General features: G+C 68.8%; 16 protein-coding genes. All 16 read left to right on the top strand.

The window, feature by feature from the left end:
- Nucleotides 1-85: 85 nt before the first annotated feature.
- Nucleotides 86-1645 (top strand): AMP-binding protein, encoded by a 1560-nt coding sequence (locus JWQ91_RS09535; protein WP_297782853.1) that lies wholly within the window; start codon nt 86-88, stop codon nt 1643-1645.
- 55 nt (nt 1646-1700) lie between these two features.
- Complete coding sequence (locus tag JWQ91_RS09530) at nt 1701-3206, top strand: aldehyde dehydrogenase family protein (RefSeq protein WP_297782851.1); 1506 nt, start codon at nt 1701-1703, stop codon at nt 3204-3206.
- Between the two features lie 47 nt (nt 3207-3253).
- Nucleotides 3254-4549 carry a bifunctional 3,4-dihydroxy-2-butanone-4-phosphate synthase/GTP cyclohydrolase II gene (locus JWQ91_RS09525; RefSeq protein ID WP_297782849.1) on the top strand — a complete coding sequence of 432 codons (1296 nt, stop codon included), beginning with the start codon at nt 3254-3256 and terminating at the stop codon, nt 4547-4549.
- Nucleotides 4546-5052 (top strand): flavin reductase family protein, encoded by a 507-nt coding sequence (locus tag JWQ91_RS09520; RefSeq protein WP_297782847.1) that lies wholly within the window; start codon nt 4546-4548, stop codon nt 5050-5052. The genes JWQ91_RS09525 and JWQ91_RS09520 overlap by 4 nt, the downstream gene beginning before the upstream one ends.
- Nucleotides 5049-5912 (top strand): ABC transporter permease, encoded by an 864-nt coding sequence (locus tag JWQ91_RS09515; protein ID WP_297782845.1) that lies wholly within the window; start codon nt 5049-5051, stop codon nt 5910-5912. Before JWQ91_RS09520 ends, JWQ91_RS09515 begins: the two co-directional genes overlap by 4 nt.
- Before the next feature lie 10 nt (nt 5913-5922).
- A complete protein-coding gene (locus JWQ91_RS09510; protein WP_297782843.1) occupies nt 5923-6789 on the top strand; it encodes an ABC transporter permease in 867 nt (288 codons plus the stop codon).
- A 77-nt stretch (nt 6790-6866) separates the two neighbouring features.
- Entirely contained in the window at nt 6867-7706 is an 840-nt protein-coding gene (locus JWQ91_RS09505) for an ABC transporter ATP-binding protein (protein WP_297782841.1), read from the top strand.
- A gap of 1 nt (nt 7707) precedes the next feature.
- A complete protein-coding gene (locus JWQ91_RS09500; protein WP_297782839.1) occupies nt 7708-8931 on the top strand; it encodes an MlaD family protein in 1224 nt (407 codons plus the stop codon).
- The gene (locus tag JWQ91_RS09495; protein ID WP_297782837.1) at nt 8928-10271 is read left to right on the top strand and encodes an MlaD family protein; all 1344 of its coding nucleotides are present in this window, start codon (nt 8928-8930) and stop codon (nt 10269-10271) included. Before JWQ91_RS09500 ends, JWQ91_RS09495 begins: the two co-directional genes overlap by 4 nt.
- The gene (locus tag JWQ91_RS09490; protein ID WP_297782835.1) at nt 10268-11563 is read left to right on the top strand and encodes an MlaD family protein; all 1296 of its coding nucleotides are present in this window, start codon (nt 10268-10270) and stop codon (nt 11561-11563) included. The genes JWQ91_RS09495 and JWQ91_RS09490 overlap by 4 nt, the downstream gene beginning before the upstream one ends.
- Nucleotides 11563-13020, top strand: coding sequence for an MlaD family protein (locus JWQ91_RS09485; RefSeq protein WP_297782833.1), 1458 nt, complete (start codon nt 11563-11565; stop codon nt 13018-13020). Before JWQ91_RS09490 ends, JWQ91_RS09485 begins: the two co-directional genes overlap by 1 nt.
- Nucleotides 13017-14270, top strand: a complete 1254-nt coding sequence (locus JWQ91_RS09480; RefSeq protein ID WP_297782831.1) for an MlaD family protein — start codon at nt 13017-13019, stop codon at nt 14268-14270. The genes JWQ91_RS09485 and JWQ91_RS09480 overlap by 4 nt, the downstream gene beginning before the upstream one ends.
- A complete protein-coding gene (locus JWQ91_RS09475) occupies nt 14270-15565 on the top strand; it encodes an MlaD family protein (RefSeq protein WP_297782829.1) in 1296 nt (431 codons plus the stop codon). Before JWQ91_RS09480 ends, JWQ91_RS09475 begins: the two co-directional genes overlap by 1 nt.
- Before the next feature lie 8 nt (nt 15566-15573).
- Nucleotides 15574-17832, top strand: a complete 2259-nt coding sequence (locus tag JWQ91_RS09470; RefSeq protein WP_297782827.1) for an RND transporter — start codon at nt 15574-15576, stop codon at nt 17830-17832.
- A complete protein-coding gene (locus JWQ91_RS09465; RefSeq protein WP_297782825.1) occupies nt 17829-18914 on the top strand; it encodes a peptidyl-prolyl cis-trans isomerase in 1086 nt (361 codons plus the stop codon). Before JWQ91_RS09470 ends, JWQ91_RS09465 begins: the two co-directional genes overlap by 4 nt.
- A gap of 382 nt (nt 18915-19296) precedes the next feature.
- A partial coding sequence (locus JWQ91_RS09460) for a carboxyl transferase domain-containing protein (protein ID WP_297782823.1) occupies nt 19297-20600 on the top strand: 1304 nt, incomplete at its 3' end.

Raw genomic sequence — 20600 nt, 5'->3', positions numbered from 1 at the left:
CACACGCTGCGCGGCAGGTGGCCCTTCAGGTCGCCGCCGCGCGGCACCACCCAACCATCAACGAACAATGCGGAAAGCAGGAGCCATGTGGGGAACATTGCCTGACGTCCTCGACCGGGCCTGTGGGTACTATCGCGACTCCGACGCCATCGTCGACGGTGATCGGCGACTGACCTACGGAGCACTTCAGGACCTCTCCGACCGGATCGGCAACGGTCTGGTCTCCCTGGGAGTCCAGAAGGGCGAGCGGGTCGGGCTGCTGCTGCCCAACTCCCTGGAGTTCATCCCGTGCCAGCACGGGATCTGGAAGGCCGGCGCGGTCCTGGTGCAGATGCCGACCCGCGCCTCGGCCTCGGTGCAATGCGCCAACCTCGACCAGACCGCGGCGACCACCTTGATCTACCACGCCACGTTCGACGACGTCGTCGCCGCGATGCGGGACCAGCTGCCGAAGATCGAGCGGTTCATCCGGGTCGGTGGCGCCGAGGGGGACCACGCGGACGTGAGGTTCCAGGAGCTGGTCGATGCTCAGCCGACCGGCCGCCCTGACGTCGACATCGACGTGGACGACGAGTCGTACGTGCTGTTCACGTCGGGCAGCACCGGCGAGCCCAAGGGTGTCGTCCAGTCACACTTCACGTGGGGGCACTACAGCATCACCGCCGGCCTCGAGATCGCCGACATCCGGTTCGGGGAGGTGTTCGCGCACGGCGCCCCCCTGACGCACTTCACCCAGATCTTCGTCATGCCGACCTTCCTGCGCGGTGGCACCAACGTGATGCTGCCCGGCCTGGAGGTCGACGGCCTCCTGGCCGCGATCCAGAAGGAAGGGATCACCGCGACGGCGGTCGTGCCGACCATCGTCTACCTGATGCTGGACCACCCGCACCTCGACGACTACGACCTGTCGACGCTGGCGACGATGGTCTACGCCGGCTCTCCGATCGCTCCCGAGCGGCTCCGCCAGGCGCTCGAGGTGTTCGGCCCGATCTTCATCCAGACCTACGCGGGCACCGAGCCCGGCTACGTGTCGTGCATGCGCAAGGGTGATCACCGGGCGGACACTGAGCAGGACCTGCTCCGGCTCGCGTCGGCCGGCCGGCCGATGTTCCAGGTCGAGGTCTCGATCCAGGACGACGACGACCGGATCCTGCCGATCGGCGAGGTTGGCGAGGTCTGCTCACGCCAGCTCGGCCAGATGCTCGGGTACGTCGACGCGTCCCGCAACGCCGAGGCGATCCGCAACGGATGGGTCCACACGGGCGACATCGGTCGCCTCGACGACGACGGCTACCTGTTCATCGTCGACCGCAAGAAGGACCTCGTCGTCAGCGGTGGGTTCAACGTCTTTCCCCGCCAGGTCGAGGACGTCCTGGTCACCCACGAGGCCGTCGCGCAGGCCGCGGTCATCGGTGTGCCGCACGACAAGTGGGGCGAGGCCGTGCACGCCTTCGTGGTGCGCAAACCCGGCCACGACGTCTCCGACTCCGAGCTGATGGCCCACGTCAAGGCCGAGCTCGGCGCCATCCCGAGCCCGAAGGCGATCGAGTTCCTCGGCGAGCTCCCGGCCAACCCGGCCGGGAAGGTCGACAAGAAGATCCTGCGCCGACCGTTCTGGGAAGGCCGCGACCGTCAGGTCGGATGACGGGTCCCTCCCCACCCCCAGCATCACCACCATCACTTCCAACCAGGAGCACACCATGAGCGTTCCCCATTACCTGCTGCACATCGACGGCTCGTGGGTCGACACCGACGACCGGTACGAGATCCACAGCCCCGCGACCGACGAGCTGGTCGCGACTGTCGCGAAGGGTGGCGTGGCCGAGGTCGATGCCGCCGTCGCCGCGGCCAAGGCCGCCCATGACTCCGGCGTGTGGCGCAACACCCCGCCCGCCGAGCGCGCGGCACTGATCGACGTCGTCGCCACCCGGCTCGCCGGCCGCATCGACGAGCTCGCGGCGCTGCAGTCGCGCGAGAACGGTGTGACGATCCGGGTCACCGGTGCCCTGCACGTCGGCCTGTCCATCGCGCAGATGCAGTACCTCGCGGCACAGGCAGCGAAATACGAGTTCGAGAAGGCCGGACCGGCGATCGGGCCGGTGCCCGCGGAAGGCATCCTGCGCCGCGAGCCCCTCGGTGTCGTCGCCGCCATCGTGCCCTGGAACATCCCGCTGCTCGTGACGGTATGGAAGGTCGCTCCGGCGCTGGCTGCGGGCAACACCGTGGTCCTCAAGCCCGATGAGCACGCCCCGCTGCTCGCGCTCGAGCTCATGAAGGAGTTCGAGGCGGCCGGTCTGCCCGCCGGTGTCCTCAACGTGGTCGTGGGCGACGGCGATGACGTGGGAGCGCATCTCAGCGCCCACCCAGACGTCCGCAAGGTCGCGTTCACCGGCTCGACCTCGGTCGGCAAGAGCATCCTCGGCGCCTCGGCTGACACGATGAAACGGGTCACCCTCGAGCTCGGCGGCAAGGGTCCCAACATCATCCTCGACGACGCCGACCTCGACGTCGCGATCGACGGCTCGATCTTCGCGTGCATGGCCAACAACGGCCAGGCGTGCGAAGCAGGCACACGCCTCCTGGTCCCGGCCCTGCGTCGCGACGAGATCGTGGACCGGCTCGTCGCACGTATCCAGACCATGAAGATCGGCGACCCGACCGACCCCGCGACGGACATCGGCCCCATCATCACCGGTGAGCAGCGTGATCGGGTGCTCGAGCGCATCCAGCAGGCACAGACCGACGGAGCCAAGATCGCCGTCGGCGGCGGCGCACCGTCCGGTGACGGGTTCGAGCGCGGCAACTGGGTCGAGCCAACTGTCCTGGTCGACGTCACGAACGACATGGACATCGCCCGCCAGGAGGTGTTCGGCCCGGTGCTGACCGTCCTCACCTACGAGACGGTCGACGAGGCCATCGCGATCGCCAACGACACCGACTATGGCTTGTCTGCCGGCGTCTGGGGTGCCGACGAGGCGCAGACGCTCGACGTCGCGCGCCGGCTCGAGGCGGGGATGGTCTACATCAACGACTGGCACGTCATCCACCCGATGTACCCCTTCGGCGGCTACAAGCAGAGCGGCCTGGGACGCGAGGGCGGACCCGACGCCCTCGACGAGTACACCGAGCAGAAGTACATCTCCATCGACCGGTCCGGCGGTGTCGAGAACAAGGCGTACGCCCTGGTGCTCGGTACGCCGAGCTGACCATGCGCCGACCCGACCCGACCCGACCCGATCCGAAGGTGGACACGATGAGCAGCAGCGACACAGGCCCGGTGGACGGCAATGCGCGCGTCGAGGCCGCCTTCGAGCAGCTCCGGCTGGGTCGCGGAGTCATCGTCTTCGACGACAGCGAGCGCGAGAACGAGGGCGACCTCATCTACGCCGCCGAGCACATGACGGCCGACTCGATGGCATTCGTCATCCGGCACTCCAGCGGGCTGGTCTGTGTCGGCATGGAGGGTCAGCGGCTCGATGAGCTCGGCCTGCCCCCCATGGTCGAGGCGGCCACGGATCCCCGGGGCACCGCGTTCACGTGCTCGGTGGACCTGATGGGCGTCACGACGACGGGGATCTCCGCCGCCGACCGGACCGCGACGGTCCGGGCACTGGCCCACCCGGGCATCGACGGCGACCAGTTCAGCAAGCCCGGCCACGTCTTCCCGCTCCGGGCCCGTCCCGGTGGTGTCCTGCAGCGCACCGGACACACCGAGGCGGCGGTCGACCTCTGTCGCATCGCAGGCCTGCAGCCGGTCGGTGTCCTCGCGGAGATCACCAACGTGGACGGGACGATGGCGCGGATGCCCGAGCTCGTGACCTTCGCCCGGCGCCACGAGATGGTCCTGCTCTCGGTCGCCGACCTGGTCGCGTACCGCATGAGCCGCGAGTCCATCGTGACGCGCACTGCCAGCGCCCGTGTGCCGTCGGCGCACGGCGTCTTCACCGCCAACTCGTACCGTTCGGACGTCGACGGCGTCGAGCACGTGGCGTTCGTGCACGGTGACCCGGGTGGCAGGTCCGACGTGCTCGTCCGCGTGCATTCCGAGTGCCTGACCGGTGACGTGCTCGGCTCGCGCCGCTGTGACTGCGGCGAGCAGCTCAACCAGGCGCTCGACGAGATCAGTCGCGCAGGCAGCGGCGTGCTCGTCTATCTGCGGGGTCACGAGGGCCGGGGGATCGGCCTGAGCCACAAGCTGCGGGCGTACGCGTTGCAGGACGACGAGGGGCTCGACACGGTCGATGCGAATCTTGCCCTCGGTCTTCCCGTCGACAGTCGTGAGTACGGTGTCGGGGCACAGATCCTGCGCGACGTCGGCGTGACGTCAGTGCGGCTCCTGACCAACAATCCGGCCAAGTTCACCGGGTTGACCGACTACGGGATCACGATCACCGAGCGGGTCCCGCTGCGGGTGACGCCCAATCCGCAGAACGCCAGCTATCTGATGACGAAGGCAACACGCCTCGGCCACGAGCTGGATCCCTCCGCCGCGGACACGCTCTCGCTGAGCACGGGCGTCAGCCCGGGCCACGGACGGACGTCGTCATGACCGCCGAGGTGCCGGAGAAGTTCCGCGAGGCGATGTCCGCCTTCCCCAGCGGCGTCACGATCATGACGACGATCGACGGCGAGGGTGAGCGGCGTGGTTTCGCCGCGAGCTCGTTCTGCTCGCTGTCGCTCGACCCGCCGTTGGTGCTGGTGTGCCTGGGCAAGACCGCCCAGTGCCACGACGCCTTCATGGAGTCCGACACCTGGGCCATCCAGGTGGCGGCCGCAGGACACGTCGACCTGATCTCGCGGTTCGCGACGAAGGGGTCGGACAAGTTCGCGGGCGGCGAGTTCGAGGCGGACGCCCGTGGCGTCCCGATCCTCAACGATGCCGCGGTCGTCCTCGGCTGCACGGCGCACGAGCGGTACGACGGTGGCGACCACACGATCCTGATCGCCCGCGTCGAGTCAGTGACGCTGCGTGACCACGCCCCGGCCATCTACTTCCAACGCGAGTTCCGCGAGCTGGAGCTCAACGCCGACGACCTGGAGGAGACCGCGTGAGCATCGACGATGCACCCCGGGACCTCGACACCGGGACGGGGCGTCCGCTGACGACGCGCGGACGGATGATGCATGCGTCCCCGCAGTTCTTCCAGCGGATGGTCGGCGACATCGGCGAGTCCGGTCGGCTCCTCGGCTACCTGGTCAAGACCGCCGTCACGGAACCGCGTGGCTACTGGTCGTCCACCCGCGACGAGATGTACTACATGCTGCGGTTCTGCTGGCTCCCGGTGATGCTGGCGGTCGGCGGCTTCTCGTTCCTCATCGCCAACTACGCCTACGACCTGGTCAGCCTCCTGGGCGCCGGCAACCGGCTCGGCACCTACTTCGTGTTCGCCAGCCTCCGTGAGATCTCGCCGTTCGCGACCGGCATGGCCGTGGCAGGAGTCATGGGGACCGCCATGACAGCAGACCTCGGCGCCCGGCGCATCCGCGAGGAGCTGGACGCGTTCACGGTGCTCGGCATCGACGCGGTGAGGACGCTGGTCCTGCCGCGCGTCATCGCCATCACGGTCATGATGGTCGGCTTCAACGTCGTGGGCAGCCTGCTCGGCATGGGCATGGCGATGATCTCCGCGACCATGCTGGGGACGACGTCGCCCGGCGCCTACATCGGCAACATCCTGGGCGCCATCACGGTCCCCGAGCTCATCGGCACCACGGTGAAGTGCACGATGATCGGTCTGTTCATCGGCATCGTCTCCGCGCAGAAGGGCCTGACCGCCAAAGGCGGAGCCGAGGGCGTGGGTCGTGCCGTCAACGAGGCCGTCGTGCTCTCGTTCGCTGCCGTCTGGGTCATCAACTTCGTCGTGAACGCCACGATGCTGGGCCTCAACCCCGAGATGTTGATCAACCGATGAAGGGGTCCTCATGACCACTGTCCAGGACGTCATGCCGGTCGAGCCCGAGGAGGGCCCGGACGAGGAGCCCTCGGCGACCGGGTCGGGCGGCTTCGGCGGCTACAGCGACGGCAGCTCGTTGATGGCGGACATCGGCGGCATCGCGACCTTCGGTCTCGGGGTGCTCAGGAGCATCCCCGAGGTGCGCCACTACGGCACCGAGGTGTTGCGCCAGGCCGGCATCATCATCCTGAAGAGCACCTTCATCATCTGGTTCATGATGTGCATGCTGGCCGCGGAGATCGGGCTGGAGGCGCACTACCTGCTCGCGCAGCTGGGTGCCGGTGGCTACACCGCGGTGTTCAGCTCGACCGGTGACTACACGGTCGCACCCGAGATGTGGGGCTGGATCCTGTCGGCGAAGGTCGGCTGCGGACTGGTCGCCGAGCTCGGGTCGATGCGCATCAGCGAGGAGATCGACGCCCTCGAGGTCATGGGCTTCGACTCCCGGGTCTACCTCGTGACGACCCGCGTCCTGGCCATGATGATCGTGACTCCCTTCCTGTTCGTCGCCGGGACGGGCCTGATGTACATCCTGGGCTACTTCCTCAACGTGCACGTCCTGCACAGCGTGTCCGGCGGCGGCTACCTGTCGGTGTTCTGGGCGTTCACGACGCAGCAGGACCTCATCCTGTCGCTGACCATGGGCGCCATCATGGGCATCCTCATCGTCATCGTCGGCTGCTACTACGGCTACAACGCCAGCGGCGGCCCGGTCGGGGTGGGCAAGGCGACGGCCAAGTCGATGGTCATCAACCTCGTGATCGTCAGCGTGCTCGGCGCCGTCTTCCAGCAGCTCTTCTTCGGAGCACTGACACGAGCACCCATCAGCTTCTAGCCCTCAGGGCTGCGCCACCTCCAGTCCCCACGTCGCACCGCTTCTGACTCCCAATGCTGCATGAAAGAAGTCGTCACATGACACTCCCACAGCTCGACAACTCCCCTCGCTCGTACGAGGACAGCCACCCCTCCGGCGTCGTGTCAGCACCTGCGCCGGGCGTGGAGCACAGCGTGCAGATCAAGAACGTCAAGAAGTCGTTCGGCTCGTTCGACGTCCTCACGGGACTCAACCTCAACTTCGTGGACGACGCGATCACCACGATCCTCGGGCCGTCCGGCACGGGCAAGAGCGTGCTGCTCAAGCACATCGTCGGACTGCTCGAACCAGACTCGGGGGACATCGAGGTCTTCGGCAGCAACATCTGGAAGATCAGCGATGCGGAGCGGCGTGAGCTGCGCAAGCGTTTCGGTGTCCTGTTCCAGGACGGTGCGCTCTTCGGCTCGATGAACATCTACGACAACGTGGCGTTCCCGCTCCGCAAGCACACGAACAAGCGCGAGACCGAGATCCGGAAGATCGTCATGGAGAACCTCGACGAAGTCGGTCTGACGGCCGCGATCGGCAAGATGCCCGGCGAGGTCTCGGGAGGCATGAAGAAGCGGGCCGGCTTCGCCCGCGCCCTGGTCCTCAAGCCCAGCGTCGTGATGTTCGACGAGCCGGACTCCGGCCTGGATCCCGTACGCACGAGTCTCCTGAACGATCTGATCCTGAAGGTCCATGCCGAGCACGGTGGGACGTACGTGCTGGTCACCCACGACATCCGGACCGCTCGCAAGGTCAGCGACTACGTCGGTGTCCTCTGGCAGGGCAAGCTCATCCACTACGGCGAGGCCGAAGAGGCCTTCCGCTCCGAGATGCCGTTCGTCCGTCAGTTCCTCGCGGGGGACTCTGTGGGACCGCTGGGAATGGACTGACGTGAATCCGAAGAAGCTGCTGATCGCCGGTGCGGCGGCCGTCGTGGTCATCGTCGGGGTCACCCGCACGGGTGGCGACCCCTACGAGGTCCAGCTCGTGATGCCCTCCGCGGCACAGCTGTCGGAGCGGACGCCGGTCTGGATCAAGGGCCACCACGCGGGCGAGGTGAAGCACCTGGCGGTCAAGAACGACAAGGCGGTCGTGACGATAGCGCTCGACGACGACTTCGGCCGGCTCCACGACGGGACGACGTCTCGGGTGGAATGGGTCTCCGCGATCGGTGAGCGGGTCCTGACGGTGTACCCGGGATCCACCAAGAACGCTGCGATACCCGATGGTTCCTATCTGGAGACGAAGTCGGACCAGGTCGAGGTCGACCAGGTCCTCGCAACCCTGGACGCCCCGACCCGCAAGCGACTCAGCTCGCTGATCGGTGGGCTCAACTCGACGGTCAACGGCCGCGAGCTCGACCTCAAGGCCTCGATCCACTCGGCATCGGGGACCGTCAACGCCCTCGGTGAGGTGCTCAAGGCAATCGGCGAGGACGGCCCCGCCGTCCGGTCGCTGGTCACCGAGATCAGCCACATGACCGAGATCGCGGCGTCACGTCGCAAGAAGCTCGCCGCCACGGTCTCCGACCTGGATGCGGTGACGGGAGCCGTCGCCGACGACCAGGAGGCGCTCTCGGGGACCATCTCGAAGCTGCCGAAGACCCTCAGGACGGCTCGGCGCACCTTGGGCAAGGTCCCGGCCGCCTCCGACTCGACGGTCAGCCTGCTGAACGACCTGCGTCCTGCCGCGGGCAAGCTCCCGGGTGTCGCAGCCGATCTGGCTCCGACACTCGTGGACCTCCGTCCGACCGTGGCAGCGCTGCGTCCCCTCCTGGTGGCGGCGGACACCCTGCTCGACGAGACACCGGGCCTGCTCGACGTCACGCACCAGGTCCTGCCGTCGATCGACCGCCTGATCGGGGACCTCGGCCCGGCGATCTCGTTCCTTCGCCCGTACGCCCCCGAGGGGGTGGGTGGACTCGGCAACTGGGGACAGGCCTTCGCTCCCTACGACGGGGCGGGTCACACCTGGGCCGGTCTGCTCGCACCGGGAACCAATGCGGTGGACGAGAGCCCCGTGCCCCTGCCGCTCTCACGCCAGAACCCCGCGCCCAAGCCTGGTCAACCAGTCGGCCAGTCCTGGACCGACGCCACCGGAAGCGACATCAAATGACCACACGTATCAAGAGGATCGCCATCGGGGTGACGGGACTTCTCGCCGTGACGCTCCTGGTGTCCACCAGGGGCGGGCCCGACGAGCAGGTCCGGGTGACGGCGGTGTTCGCCGACGCCAGCCCGCTGGTCGCCGGCAACGTCGTCAAGGCCTCGGGCATCGAGGTCGGCACGATCAAGTCCGTACGGCTGCGGGAGGGCAAGGCGCGTGTCGACATGCTCCTCGACCGTTCGGTCCTGCCGCTGCACGACGACGTCAAGGCCACCATCACGACGCAGGACCTGTTGGGGGAACGGTTCGTCCGGCTCGAGCGCGGTAGCGCCGACGCGCCGGCACTGCCCTCGCCCATGGTGATCCCCGAAAAGAGCACCGGCCGGGTCGTCGACCTGCAGGACGTCCTCAACTCGGTGGACACACCGACGTCCGAGGCGCTCGCCGCCCTGGTGACCGAGGCCGGCGAGGGCCTCAAGGGGCATGGCAAGGACGCCGACAAGGCCATCGCGGCACTCTCGCCGGCCATGACCCAGACCCGAGACCTCACGGCGATCCTCTCCGAGCAGAACAAGCTGCTGACCCGGCTCGTCGACAACGCCGAACCGGTCGCGGCCGCACTGGCCACGAGCAAGGGTCAGCACCTGGACCACCTCGTGACCAGCGCTGACCGCGCGCTCACGGCAGTCGCCGCTCAGCGAGATGCGCTTCGTGCCTCCCTCAAGGTCCTGCCGGGGACGATGGCCAGCGCACGACAGACGCTCGCCAAGCTCGCCGGCGTCGCCGATCCGACGACTCGGACCCTGACGTCGCTGCGCCCCGTGACCGAGGACCTCGAGGACATCAGCGGCGAGCTGCAGCGGTTCGCGGACGCCGCCGATCCGGCTCTGGCCTCGCTGCCTCCCGTGCTCAAGCGGGCCAACGTCCTGCTGGCCGAGGCAGCGCCCGTTGTGGCTGCGCTGCGTCCGGCTTCCAAGGATCTCGTCCCGACGGCCGTGTCGGCCCAGCGGCTCTCCGCGGGAGCACTGAGCGGCAAGAGCCTCATCAACCTCATGGAGTTCGTCAAGGGCTGGTCGATGGCGACCAGCGACTACGACTCCATCAGCCACTACTTCAAGGCGATGGTCCCGTTGTCCCCCAATGCTCTCGGTGACACAGCCGCCGGCCTCCTGCCGGTGCTGCCCGACGACTTCCTGCACGGTCTCCCGGTGCCCACGGCACCGGACCTGGACCTGCCGGGCCGGAAGGGCTCGGACCGGGAGAGCACCTCTACGGACGACAGCGCCACCGGGCTCACCGAGAAGCAGGAGAACGACCTGGTGGAGCAGCTGCTCGGAGGTCTGCTGTGAACGTCAAGGTCACCCCAGAGTTCGAGGCCCGCTCGCTGGCCTTCCGCGCCGGACTGTTCGTCGTGGTGGCCCTCATCGGCCTGCTGTTCCTGACGTTCAAGGCGCAGACTGGCATGCCGTTCGCCAAGACCACGAAGGTCACGGCGGTCGTCGACAACGTGCACTCGTTGCGCACGAACGACGCCGTCCGGCAGAACAGCAAGCGCATCGGCCGCGTCAGCAAGCTCGAGTACGAGGACGGCAAGGCCATCGTCACGATGTCGCTCGACGGCACCGTGGAGGTCTACAAGAATGCGCACGCCGCGATCTGGGATCTCTCGGCCCTCGCGACGAAGTTCGTGGAGCTCGACCCGGGCACCCCCGATGCGGGGGGGCTCGATGCCTCGGCGATCCCGTCCACCCAGACTGACGACTCCGCCGACCTCTACCAGGTCCTCGACGTGCTCGACCCCAAGACCCGCGCAGGTGCCACGAGCACCCTGCGTGAGGTCGGTGGAGGAGCATCCGGCCACGGAGCCGACCTGGCGGCCTTCCTGGGGCGCGCGCCCGACATCCTGGGCGACCTGGGCGACGTGTCGCAGTCGCTCGCGGCACCCGAGGCGGACCTTCCCGCTCTGCTCGACCAGACCGATCAGCTCGCGAGCAGGTTCTCCGGACGCGAGTCGGAGATCGACGCCCTCGTGACGCAGACCGACTCGACGCTCAAGGCGATCGCGATCGAGGACGGGCGGCCGCTGCAGGAGACGATCGAGAGGCTTCCTGAGACGCTGACCACCACGAAGCGCTCGATGGACAGCCTGCGGGACCCGTTGACCCAGACAGGTGCCGCCATGACGGCGCTCGAGCCGGGCGCACGCTCGCTCAGCGCGTCGGAGAAGGACCTGCGGGGCTTCCTCCGGGACGCGGTCCCGGTGGCGGCGAAGGTCCCCGGTGTCGCGAAGAAGGCCAAGCCGGCCGTGTCGGACCTCACCAGGACGATGTCCGACGCGCGCCCCCTGGCCCCGAAGCTCCGCCAGACGATCGGAGACCTGATGACCCCGTTGAGCGTGCTGGCTCCGTACTCGACCGACATGTCCCAGCTGTTCGAGCGGGGTGCGAGCTTCGTGTCACAGGGCCCGAACCCCGGCACCCGTTACGCGCGACTGGGGTTGACCCCGGGCGCCAACACCGTCACCGGAGGTCTCTTCGGGTCGTCCAACCTGCCTCAGAACGAGTATCCGCGTCCAGGTGAGGCGCAGCACGACCGAGCCGGCGGAGCACTGCCGACCGGGCTCCTACCGGGAGGCAACTGATGAGCTCGAACCGCGCACGCGTGCGCTCTCTGTCCGACGCATCGCCGAAGGCGGTCGGTCTCGCGGTCCTCATCGGTCTGCTGGCCTTCGCGTTGTTCGCCTTCAACCGTCCGCGCGTGGAGACCATGGTCTCTCGTGGTGAGGGACTCGAGGCGGTGTTCTCCGCGTCGTACAAGCTGGTGCCCTACCAGAGCGTGGTCAAGCTAGCAGGGGTCGAGGTCGGCACCGTGACAGGCGTCGAACGGTCCGATGGCGATCGTGCCGTCGTGTCGATGAAGCTGAGTCCCGGCACACGGGACAAGCTGGGCTCGGAGCCGGCGGCCAACGTCCGGCCGACGCTGGTGCTCGGAGGGACCTACTACGTCGAGCTCGTGCGCGGCGGCAAGGACGGCGACATCGACTCCGCCATGATCCCGGTCGCCAGGACCTCCGTGCCGGTCGAGCTCGACAAGGTCCTCAGCACCGTGACGCCCTCAGCGTCCGAGGCCGCGCAGCGGACCGTGAAGAACCTCGACAAGGCCTTGGACGGTGAGACCCGCGGCGACGTCCGGAAGCTCCTCGACGACGCGCCGGACACCCTCGATCCGGCGAGCGACGTGCTCCGCGCGGTGCGTGGCACCCACCCGGACACCGACCTGACCGGACTGGTCGCGGGAGCCCGCAACGTCTCACGCGCGTTGAGCAGCGAGGACGGGCAGCTCGGGTCGATCCTCGACCACCTGGCGACCACCTCTGCCACGCTGGCCGGAACCCGCGGGTCCTTGTCGAGGGCCGTCGCCGACGGTCCCCGAACGCTGGACGTCGCACAGAGCGGCCTCGCCGACCTGGACGCGACGCTGACCAAGCTGGACACGACGGCCACAGCGTTCCGGCCGTCCGCCCGAGCCCTCGACGGGTTGCTCGGCGACCTTCGACCGGCGCTGCGGAACGCGCGTCCGGTCATCGCCGACGCCCGGGTCGTGGCCCACGACGCCGAGCCGCTCGTGCAGACGCTCGTGCCCACCACGAAGAAAGCCACCGGAGCTCTGCAGGACATCAAGGGGCCGGTCATCGACCGCCTCGACGGGCCGATCAAGAAGGCCGTCCTCAGCCCGTGGCACGGAAAAGGTGTCTATGACGGCGGTGGCAACGACCACCCGCTGTACAAGGAGGTCGGCTATCTCCTGTCCGACACCGCCGACGCGTTCAAGTACCACGACCACAACGGCGCGATGGGCCGCCTGATGGCGGGAGTCGGCGTCAACTCGCCTGGAGGAATCGTCAACATGTCCGTCTACCAGTACCTGGAGAAGCTGGGCCTCGCCCTGCCGAAGGGACCCGAGGAAGGGGCCAACGACAAGGAGGCCGCGCCTCCGCTCGGCTCAGCCCCGTCGTCAGCGTCCGATGCCGAGAAACTGGGCTCGTCGCCGCTGTTCCACCTGCTGCCCGGGCTGCTCTCGCCGAGGGCCGCAGGATGAACGGCCAGGGAAGGTTCTCGGCCCACCTCGAACGGCTCAGCACCGTGCCGGGTCTGCGCCGGGACGTCTCGGCGCTCGTCGTCCTCGTGGTCGTCGGAGTCGTTGCCGCGGCGATCATCAAGTCGTATCTCGGTGGATCGACGCCCTGGGCTGACAACACCATCGTCAAGGCCGAGTTCGCCCAGGTGCCGGGGTTGAACCCCAAGAGCCAGAACAGCGTCACCATCGCGGGGGTCAAGGTGGGCACCGTGACAGGTGCCAAGGCCACCAGCCACGGCACCGCGGTGATCACGATGGAGATCACCGGCAGCCACAAGGTGTTCCGAGATGCCCGGGCCGTGCTCAGGCCGAAGAACCCCCTCAACGAGATGCAGGTCGAGCTCAGTCCGGGCACGCCGGCCGGCGAGGCCATGCCGAGGGGCGGGACGATCCCGCTGGCTCATACCGAGCGGCCGGTGCAGGCGGACGAGATCCTGAGCCACCTCGACGAGAGGTCCCAGGTCGCCCTGACGGACATGCTGCTGGAGTCCGACGTGGCGCTCGCACGGGCTCCCCAGAACCTGGGCAAGGCCATCTCCTCGACGACCGACACCCTCAAGGTCGCCCAGCCTGTCGTGGAGGCGCTGCAGACCCGCAGGGCCAAGATCGCCACTCTCGTGACGGCTCTCTCCGACATATCGTCGGCGGTCGGCAAGGACGACAAGCGGATCACCCGGCTCGCGAGCTCGACGCAGAAGACCCTTGCCGTGCTGGCCGGCGGCGATGACGCCCTCCGTGCAAGCCTCGCGCAGCTGCCGGGTCTGACCGACCAGGTGCGTGCGGCCCTGACCAGCACGCAGAAGCTCACGACCCAGCTGGACCCGACGCTGGACAACCTCCACCAGGCGTCCGGTGCACTGCCGCCGGCCCTGAAGGGGCTGAAGTCGACGGTCGGCCACCTGGATGACACCGTGACGGCCGCGAAGCCGGTGCTCGAACGGGCTCGTCCGGTCATCGCGGACCTGCGGCCCACCGTGGCGAATCTCGACACCTCGTTGGGGGCGCTGAACGACGTGACCTCCCGCCTCGCGGGGGACACCCGGACGATCATGACGTACCTCACCGACGTCAAGGCGTTCGTCTACAACACGTCGTCTGTCTTCGGTGCGGGCGACACGAACGGCGGCATCATCCGGGGTCACCTGATGGTGCCGCTGCCGGGGGCCGGCGTGCTGCCGAACTCATTGACGCAAGGCGGGGGAGACCGATGATGAAGAAGCTCTTGAGCGGACCCTTGGGCAGGACCACGGCACTTGTGGCCTTCTTCGGGCTGTGCGCCGTGATCATGGCCGTGCTGTTCTCGGGGACGGGCGTCCGACGTCCCCTCGTCGACGACAACGAGTACACCGCCTCGGTCGTCATGAAGGACGTCGACAACCTCGTCACCGCGGGCCAGGTGCAGACGGCCGGCGTGCGCGTGGGACAGGTGCGGTCGGTGAACCGGGTCAAGGGTGGCGCCCGGGTCGAGATCGCCTTGAAGGACGACATGGCGCCGCTGCACGAAGGCGCATCTCTCCGCGTGGGTTCTCGCTCGCTGGTGGGAGAGACCTACCTGGCGCTGAGCGACGGGAAGGGTCCCGCCCTGCCGTCGGGCACGACACTGCCGACGGACTCCGTGGAGGCGAGCGTCCAGCTGTCGGACGTTTTGGCGAGTCTCGACGAGGACACCCGGGAGGACCTGGGTGGACTGCTGCGGTCGCTCGGCGCCGGCACGAAGGGCACGTCTGACGACGTCGACGCCCTGATGGCCGGGATGGGCGACCTGGGGCGCGAGGGGCACACCGCACTCGACGCGATCGCCGCGCAGTCCGAGGACCTCACCGCACTGGCCCACCAGACGTATCTGGCGCTCGACGCGCTCGACACCGGTCAGGGTCAGATCGTGGCCCTGGTGGGCAACGCCAACCGGCTGACTGCCGCGACCGCAGGCCAGGACGAGTCGATCAAGGCGTCGCTGCGTCAGCTGCCCGCCGTGCTCGACACCACCACGACCGCGACCGAGTCGTTGGCCACGTTGGGCCGGGCACTGTCGCCGGTGGCCAAGAACCTGCGCAAGGCCGCGCCGGACCTGACGACGGCCCTCGACGAGCTGCCGGCCACGACGGCGGACCTGCACCAGCTGTTGAAGCCCCTGTCGACGGCGCTCGACAAGACGCCGGCCACTCTCGACCGCCTGCCGGCCGTCAACAAGGACGTCCGAGCGGCGATACCCACGGCCCGGGCGACCCTCGCCGACGTCAACCCGATGTTGGCGTACATCAAGCCGTACGGCCCCGAGCTGGCTGCCTACGTCGCCAACTTCAACGCAGTGCTGAACTACAAGGACGAGAGCGGTGCCAACTATCTGAGGCTCACGCCGCTGGTCAACACCCACTCGCCACAGCTGCCGCTGTCGACCGATGGATTGTTGGGCAACTACACCAACCCGTACCCGGCGCCGGGCCAGGGCGCCAGGCCCGGCCCGTTCAAGGGGACGTATCCGAGGGTCGAACGGCAGGCGAGGTGAGGCTTCGCGTGCGACCCCTGCTCGGACTGGGCGCGCTCGCGGCCGCTGCGGTGATGGTCGTCGTGGGTCTGAGCAACGTCCGCACGGACACCACGACGGCCTCCTTCCTCTCGCTCGACGACCCGAGCCAGAAGGCGAGCCTCTTCGCGGCCCGCTCGTTCGGCGGTGACCCGGTCGTGGTGCTCGCGGAGTCCAGCAAGCCCGAGGCGCTGCTGGGGCGAGCCGAGATCACCAAGCTGGCGGGGCTGGAGGGTCGGCTCTCCGCGCTCCCCGACGTCGCGGTCGTCTACGGTCCCGGCACCGTGCTCAACCAGGTGGCGGCCCAGGCCCAGAACCTCCTCGCCACGATCTCCGGTCGCCGTGACGCGATCCGCGAGGTCGCCGCGGCCCGGGCCCGCAAGGCGGGGAAGTCGAAGACCGAGGTCGCCCGCGCGAGTGACGCCGCCTCGAAGACGTTCGACACCCGCTACGGGAGCCTGCTCGTCAAGGGCCTGCCAGCCGGGTTGCCGACCCTTCGCAACCCGGCCTTCACGCGTGCCGTGGTCTTCGACAAGAACGGTCAACCACGTCAACAGTGGCGCTTCGTCGTCCCGCGTCCGAATGCCGTGTCGATCGTCGTCCGGCCGCGCGAGCAGCTCGACCAGGCCGCCACCGAGCGGCTCGTCACGAGGATCGAGACGGCCGTCGAGGCCGCCGACCTCAAGACCAGCAAGGTGACGGTGACCGGCATGCCGGTCGTGGCAGCGGGGCTGGGCGGTGTCCTGCGGCACGAGATCCCGCTGCTGGGCGGCGTGGCGCTGGTGCTGATCGTCGGCTGCTACCTCCTGCTGCCGTGGGTCACCCGTCGCCGGACAAGGCTCCTGCCTCTGGTGGCGACGCTCGGGGCGACCGCCGTCACGCTGGCCGCCTTCGGCTGGCTCGACCACCCGCTGTCGTTGGGCGTCGTGGCATTCCTGCCGATCGTGCTGGGGACCGGCAGCGACTTCCCCGCGTACCTCGTGAGGGGTGCTGACCGGCGAAGGGTCGTGGTCACGGCTCTCGCCGCAGCGGCCGGGTTCGCCTCGCTCGCGATCTCCCCGATCCCGTTCGTCCGCGACTTCGGGCTCGCCCTGGCCGCGGGCGTCGTCCTGGCTGTCCTCTTCGGCCTCGTGCTGAGCCGTGGTGCGTACGCCCCTGATCGCGCGGCCACCATCGATCTCGTCCCCGAGCCGGATCCACGGCCGCCGCTCTCACGGCGATCACGGTTCGGCCTGCTCGGCGTGGCCACGGTGGTGGCACTCGTGGGCTGGATCGCGCTGCCGCACCTCGACATCTCGGCCGAGCCTGAGAAGCTTGCTCAAGGTGTCCCCGCCCTGACTGATGCGGAGTATGCCGAGGAGGTGCTCGGTGCCGCCGGCGAGGTCCAGATCCTCGTGCGCGGTGACGACGTGACGACTCCCCAGGCCCTGGCGTGGATGAGCCGGGCCCAGGCGGTGACGCTGCGCGAGTTCGGCGACCGGTTGCACCCCGTCGCGAGCCCGCCGACCCTGCTCGCGTTCCTCGGGCGCGATCCGACCGGTGCGCAGGTCGAGGCCGGCCTCGCCCAGCTCCCGCACTACCTGCGGACCTCCGTGATCCGTGACGACGACCGGGCCGCCGTGCTCGGGTTCGGCATCGAGTTCGGGGACGTCGGCGCCCAGCAGCGGCTGATGGCCGATCTGCGGGGAGCGCTGCCCCCACCACCGCGGGGCATCACGGTGGATCTGGCGGGCCTGCCGGTCGTGACCGCGACGACCTACGAGCTGGTGTCGAAGGGTCGCTACCTCGACGGACTCGTCGGCATCACTGCCGCCGGGCTCGTGCTCCTGGTGGGTCTGCGTCGTCGCTCCGATGCGCTCAGGGGCATCATGGCCGCAGCACTGGCCACCGGATGGGCCCTGGCCGGGGCGTGGGTCCTGGGCGTGTCGCTGACCCCCTTGACGGCTGCTCTCGGCTCGCTCGCCACGGCGACGGCGTGCGAGTTCAGCGTGCTGCTGGGCGGCCGGCACCGCGGCCACGCCGCACGTGTCCGGCGATCGGTCCTGGTGGCCGCCGCGGCAGCCACCAGCGGCTACCTCGCGCTGACCTTCTCGGGGCTCGCCGTGATCCGCAGCTTCGGCATCTTCCTGGCGGCCACCGTCCTGCTGTCCCTCCTCGCCGCACAGGTCGTGCGGCTGCTGCTCCCGGTCCGCCCCCCTGTGGCGATCGACGTGGCGCCCGTCGAGTCCAGAACGAAGGTCCCGGTATGAGATCACTCCCCTTCAGCGTGCCACAGACGCTCTGGACGCGGATCGCGGCAGCGGTCCTCGCCCTCGTGGTCCTGGCGGGCCTCGTGGTCGTCGGCGTCCGCCACTTCACGGGTCTGCCGGAAGATGCGGCCTTCTCGTACGGCGGGAAGGTCGTGACCCAGGACGATCTCGCCGGACGCGCCGACCTGCTCGGCGCGTTGTACGGCGTCAAGCAGCCCACCAGGAAGGCCGAACGTGAGACGTTCCAGCGGGACGTGTCCAAGGCCGTCGCGGTGTCGATGATCCTGGACCGAGCAGCGGACGAGCGGGACATCAGCATCTCCGACAAGTCGGCCCGGGACACCTTGGCCTCGATGCTCAAGGCTCAGCTCGGGGCAGACCCGGATGCGGCCTTCACGGCCATCCTGGGTGAGTTCGGGGTGAGCGAGAACGACGTCCTCGACGAGCTGAAGCGCCAGCAGAAGATCGCCCGACTCTTCCAGGACGTCACCGCGAAGGCGGTGGCCGCCGCCACCCCGTCAGCCGTCAAGGCGTCGTTCGACAAGGACCCCGCCCAGTTCGCGGTCCCGGAACGACGCAGGCTGAGCAACGTCGTGGTGGCCACGCGCAAGCAGGCCGCGGCCGTGCTCGCGAGGGCCAGGAAGGGTGAGTCGTTCAGCCGGCTCGCCCGACAGACCTCCTTGGACGACGCGACCCGCGACAAGGGGGGAGCACTCGGGACCGTCTCGGAGAGCCAGCTCGACCCGACGTTCGCCAAGGCCGCGTTCGCAGCCTCCGATGGTGGGCTGTTCGGTCCGGTCAAGTCCCAGTTCGGGTGGAACGTCGGCAGGGTCGGCAGGATTGTGCCGGGCCGGCCGGTGGCCTTCGCGACGGTGAAGGACGATGTCGCCGACGCGCTGCGGTCCGAGCTGGCCCTCGCGGCATGGCGGCGGTGGCTCGGTGACGAGATCAAGGACGCACACGTCGACTACGCGGCCGACTACCGACCCGATCACCCCGACGCGGCCCCGTCCGACTCCGGTGTCGTTCCCAACCCTGCAGTGCCGTCGGCCGGCGTGTCCTCGACGCCGTCGGTGCCATGACCGCGGCGGCGCTGGCCGGGGTCGCGGCGCTGGGGTTCATGGCGCTCGGACGGTGGGGACTGCGCAACACGGCATCGCTCGTGACCGTGACGGCGTCTCCGGAGCGACGAGAACGTGACGAGAGGTCCCTTCGCCGCGGGGCCCGCTCCTGCGTGGCTCTGGGAGTTGTCTTTGCGTGCCTGGCAGTGGTCGTCGCGATCGAGCCCCTCCTCGACACCACCTGACCCCCCACGAGGGAGGGGGAACCCCCTCCCCAGCGGCGACGCGGGGGGCGGCCGCCGGCCGGGATGCTGGATGCGACGGACGACACGACAGGAGCAGGGCGTTGACGGCACTGAGATCGACTCTCGACACATCGGGTGAGACGTACCTGGCGAACCGGGTGGCCCAGGAACAGGCTCTCGCCGAGCTCGACGAGCAGCTCGACCTCGTCCGTGCCGGTGGTGGCACCAAGTACGCCGCACGGCACAAGGCCAGGGGGCGCCTCCTGGCCCGCGAACGCATCGAGCTCCTGGTCGACCGCGACTCACCGTTCCTCGAGTTCTCGTCCCTCGCGGCGTGGGGCACACAGTTCAGCGTCGGCGCCAGCATCGTGACCGGCCTCGGCGTCGTCTCCGGCGTCGAGTGCGTCATCATCGCCCACGATCCGACGGTTCGCGGCGGCTCGATGAACCCCTACACGTTGCGCAAGAACCTGCGGGCGATCGACATCGCCAAGCGCAACCGGCTGCCCGTCGTCAACCTCGTGGAGTCCGGCGGTGCCGACCTGCCGACCCAGTCCGAGCTCTTCGTGCAGGCGGGCAAGATCTTCCAGGGCCTGAGCGAGCTCTCGGCCATGGGCGTCCCGACCGTGGCGCTCGTGTTCGGCAATTCCACCGCCGGCGGTGCGTATGTGCCCGGCATGTGTGACTACGCCGTCCTGGTCGACCAGCAGGCCAAGGTCTTTCTGGGTGGACCGCCGTTGGTCAAGATGGCGACCGGCGAGGAGTCGGACGACGAGGAGCTCGGTGGCGCAGACATGCATGCGCGGGTCTCGGGCCTGGCCGACCACTTCGCCGTCGACGAGCGCGACTGCCTGCGCATCGGCCGGCGCATCATGTCCGAGCTCAGCTGGCAGAAGCTCGGCCGCGGGCCCAGTCTCGCCGCGGATGAGCCCCTCTACGACGAGGACGAGCTGTTGGGCATCGCAGCGGCCGACTTCCGCGTGCCCGTCGATCCCCGCGAGATCCTGGCGCGCGTCGTCGACGGCTCCCGCTTCGGGGAGTACAAGCCCCAGTACGGCTCGAGCCTCGTGACGGGCTGGGCCTCGATCCACGGATATCCGGTCGGGATCCTCGCCAACGCCCGCGGCGTGCTGTTCGGTGAGGAGGCGCAGAAGGGCACCGAGTTCATCCTGCTGGCCAACCAGACGGACACCCCGCTGATCTTCCTGCAGAACACGACCGGCTTCATGGTCGGCAAGTCGTACGAGCAGAACGGCATCATCAAGGACGGCGCCAAGATGATCAACGCGGTCACCAACAGCCTGGTGCCGCACATCACGATCAACATCGGAGCCTCGTTCGGTGCCGGCAACTACGGCATGTCCGGCCGCGCCTACGACCCGCGTTTCATGTTCAGCTGGGCCAACGCCCGCCTGGCCGTCATGGGCGCCGCCCAGCTCGCAGGCGTGCTCTCCATCGTCGG

This window comes from Aeromicrobium sp. (assembly GCF_025965075.1).
GTDB lineage: Bacteria > Actinomycetota > Actinomycetes > Propionibacteriales > Nocardioidaceae > Aeromicrobium.
This window is presented reverse-complemented; position numbering and strand designations above follow the sequence as displayed.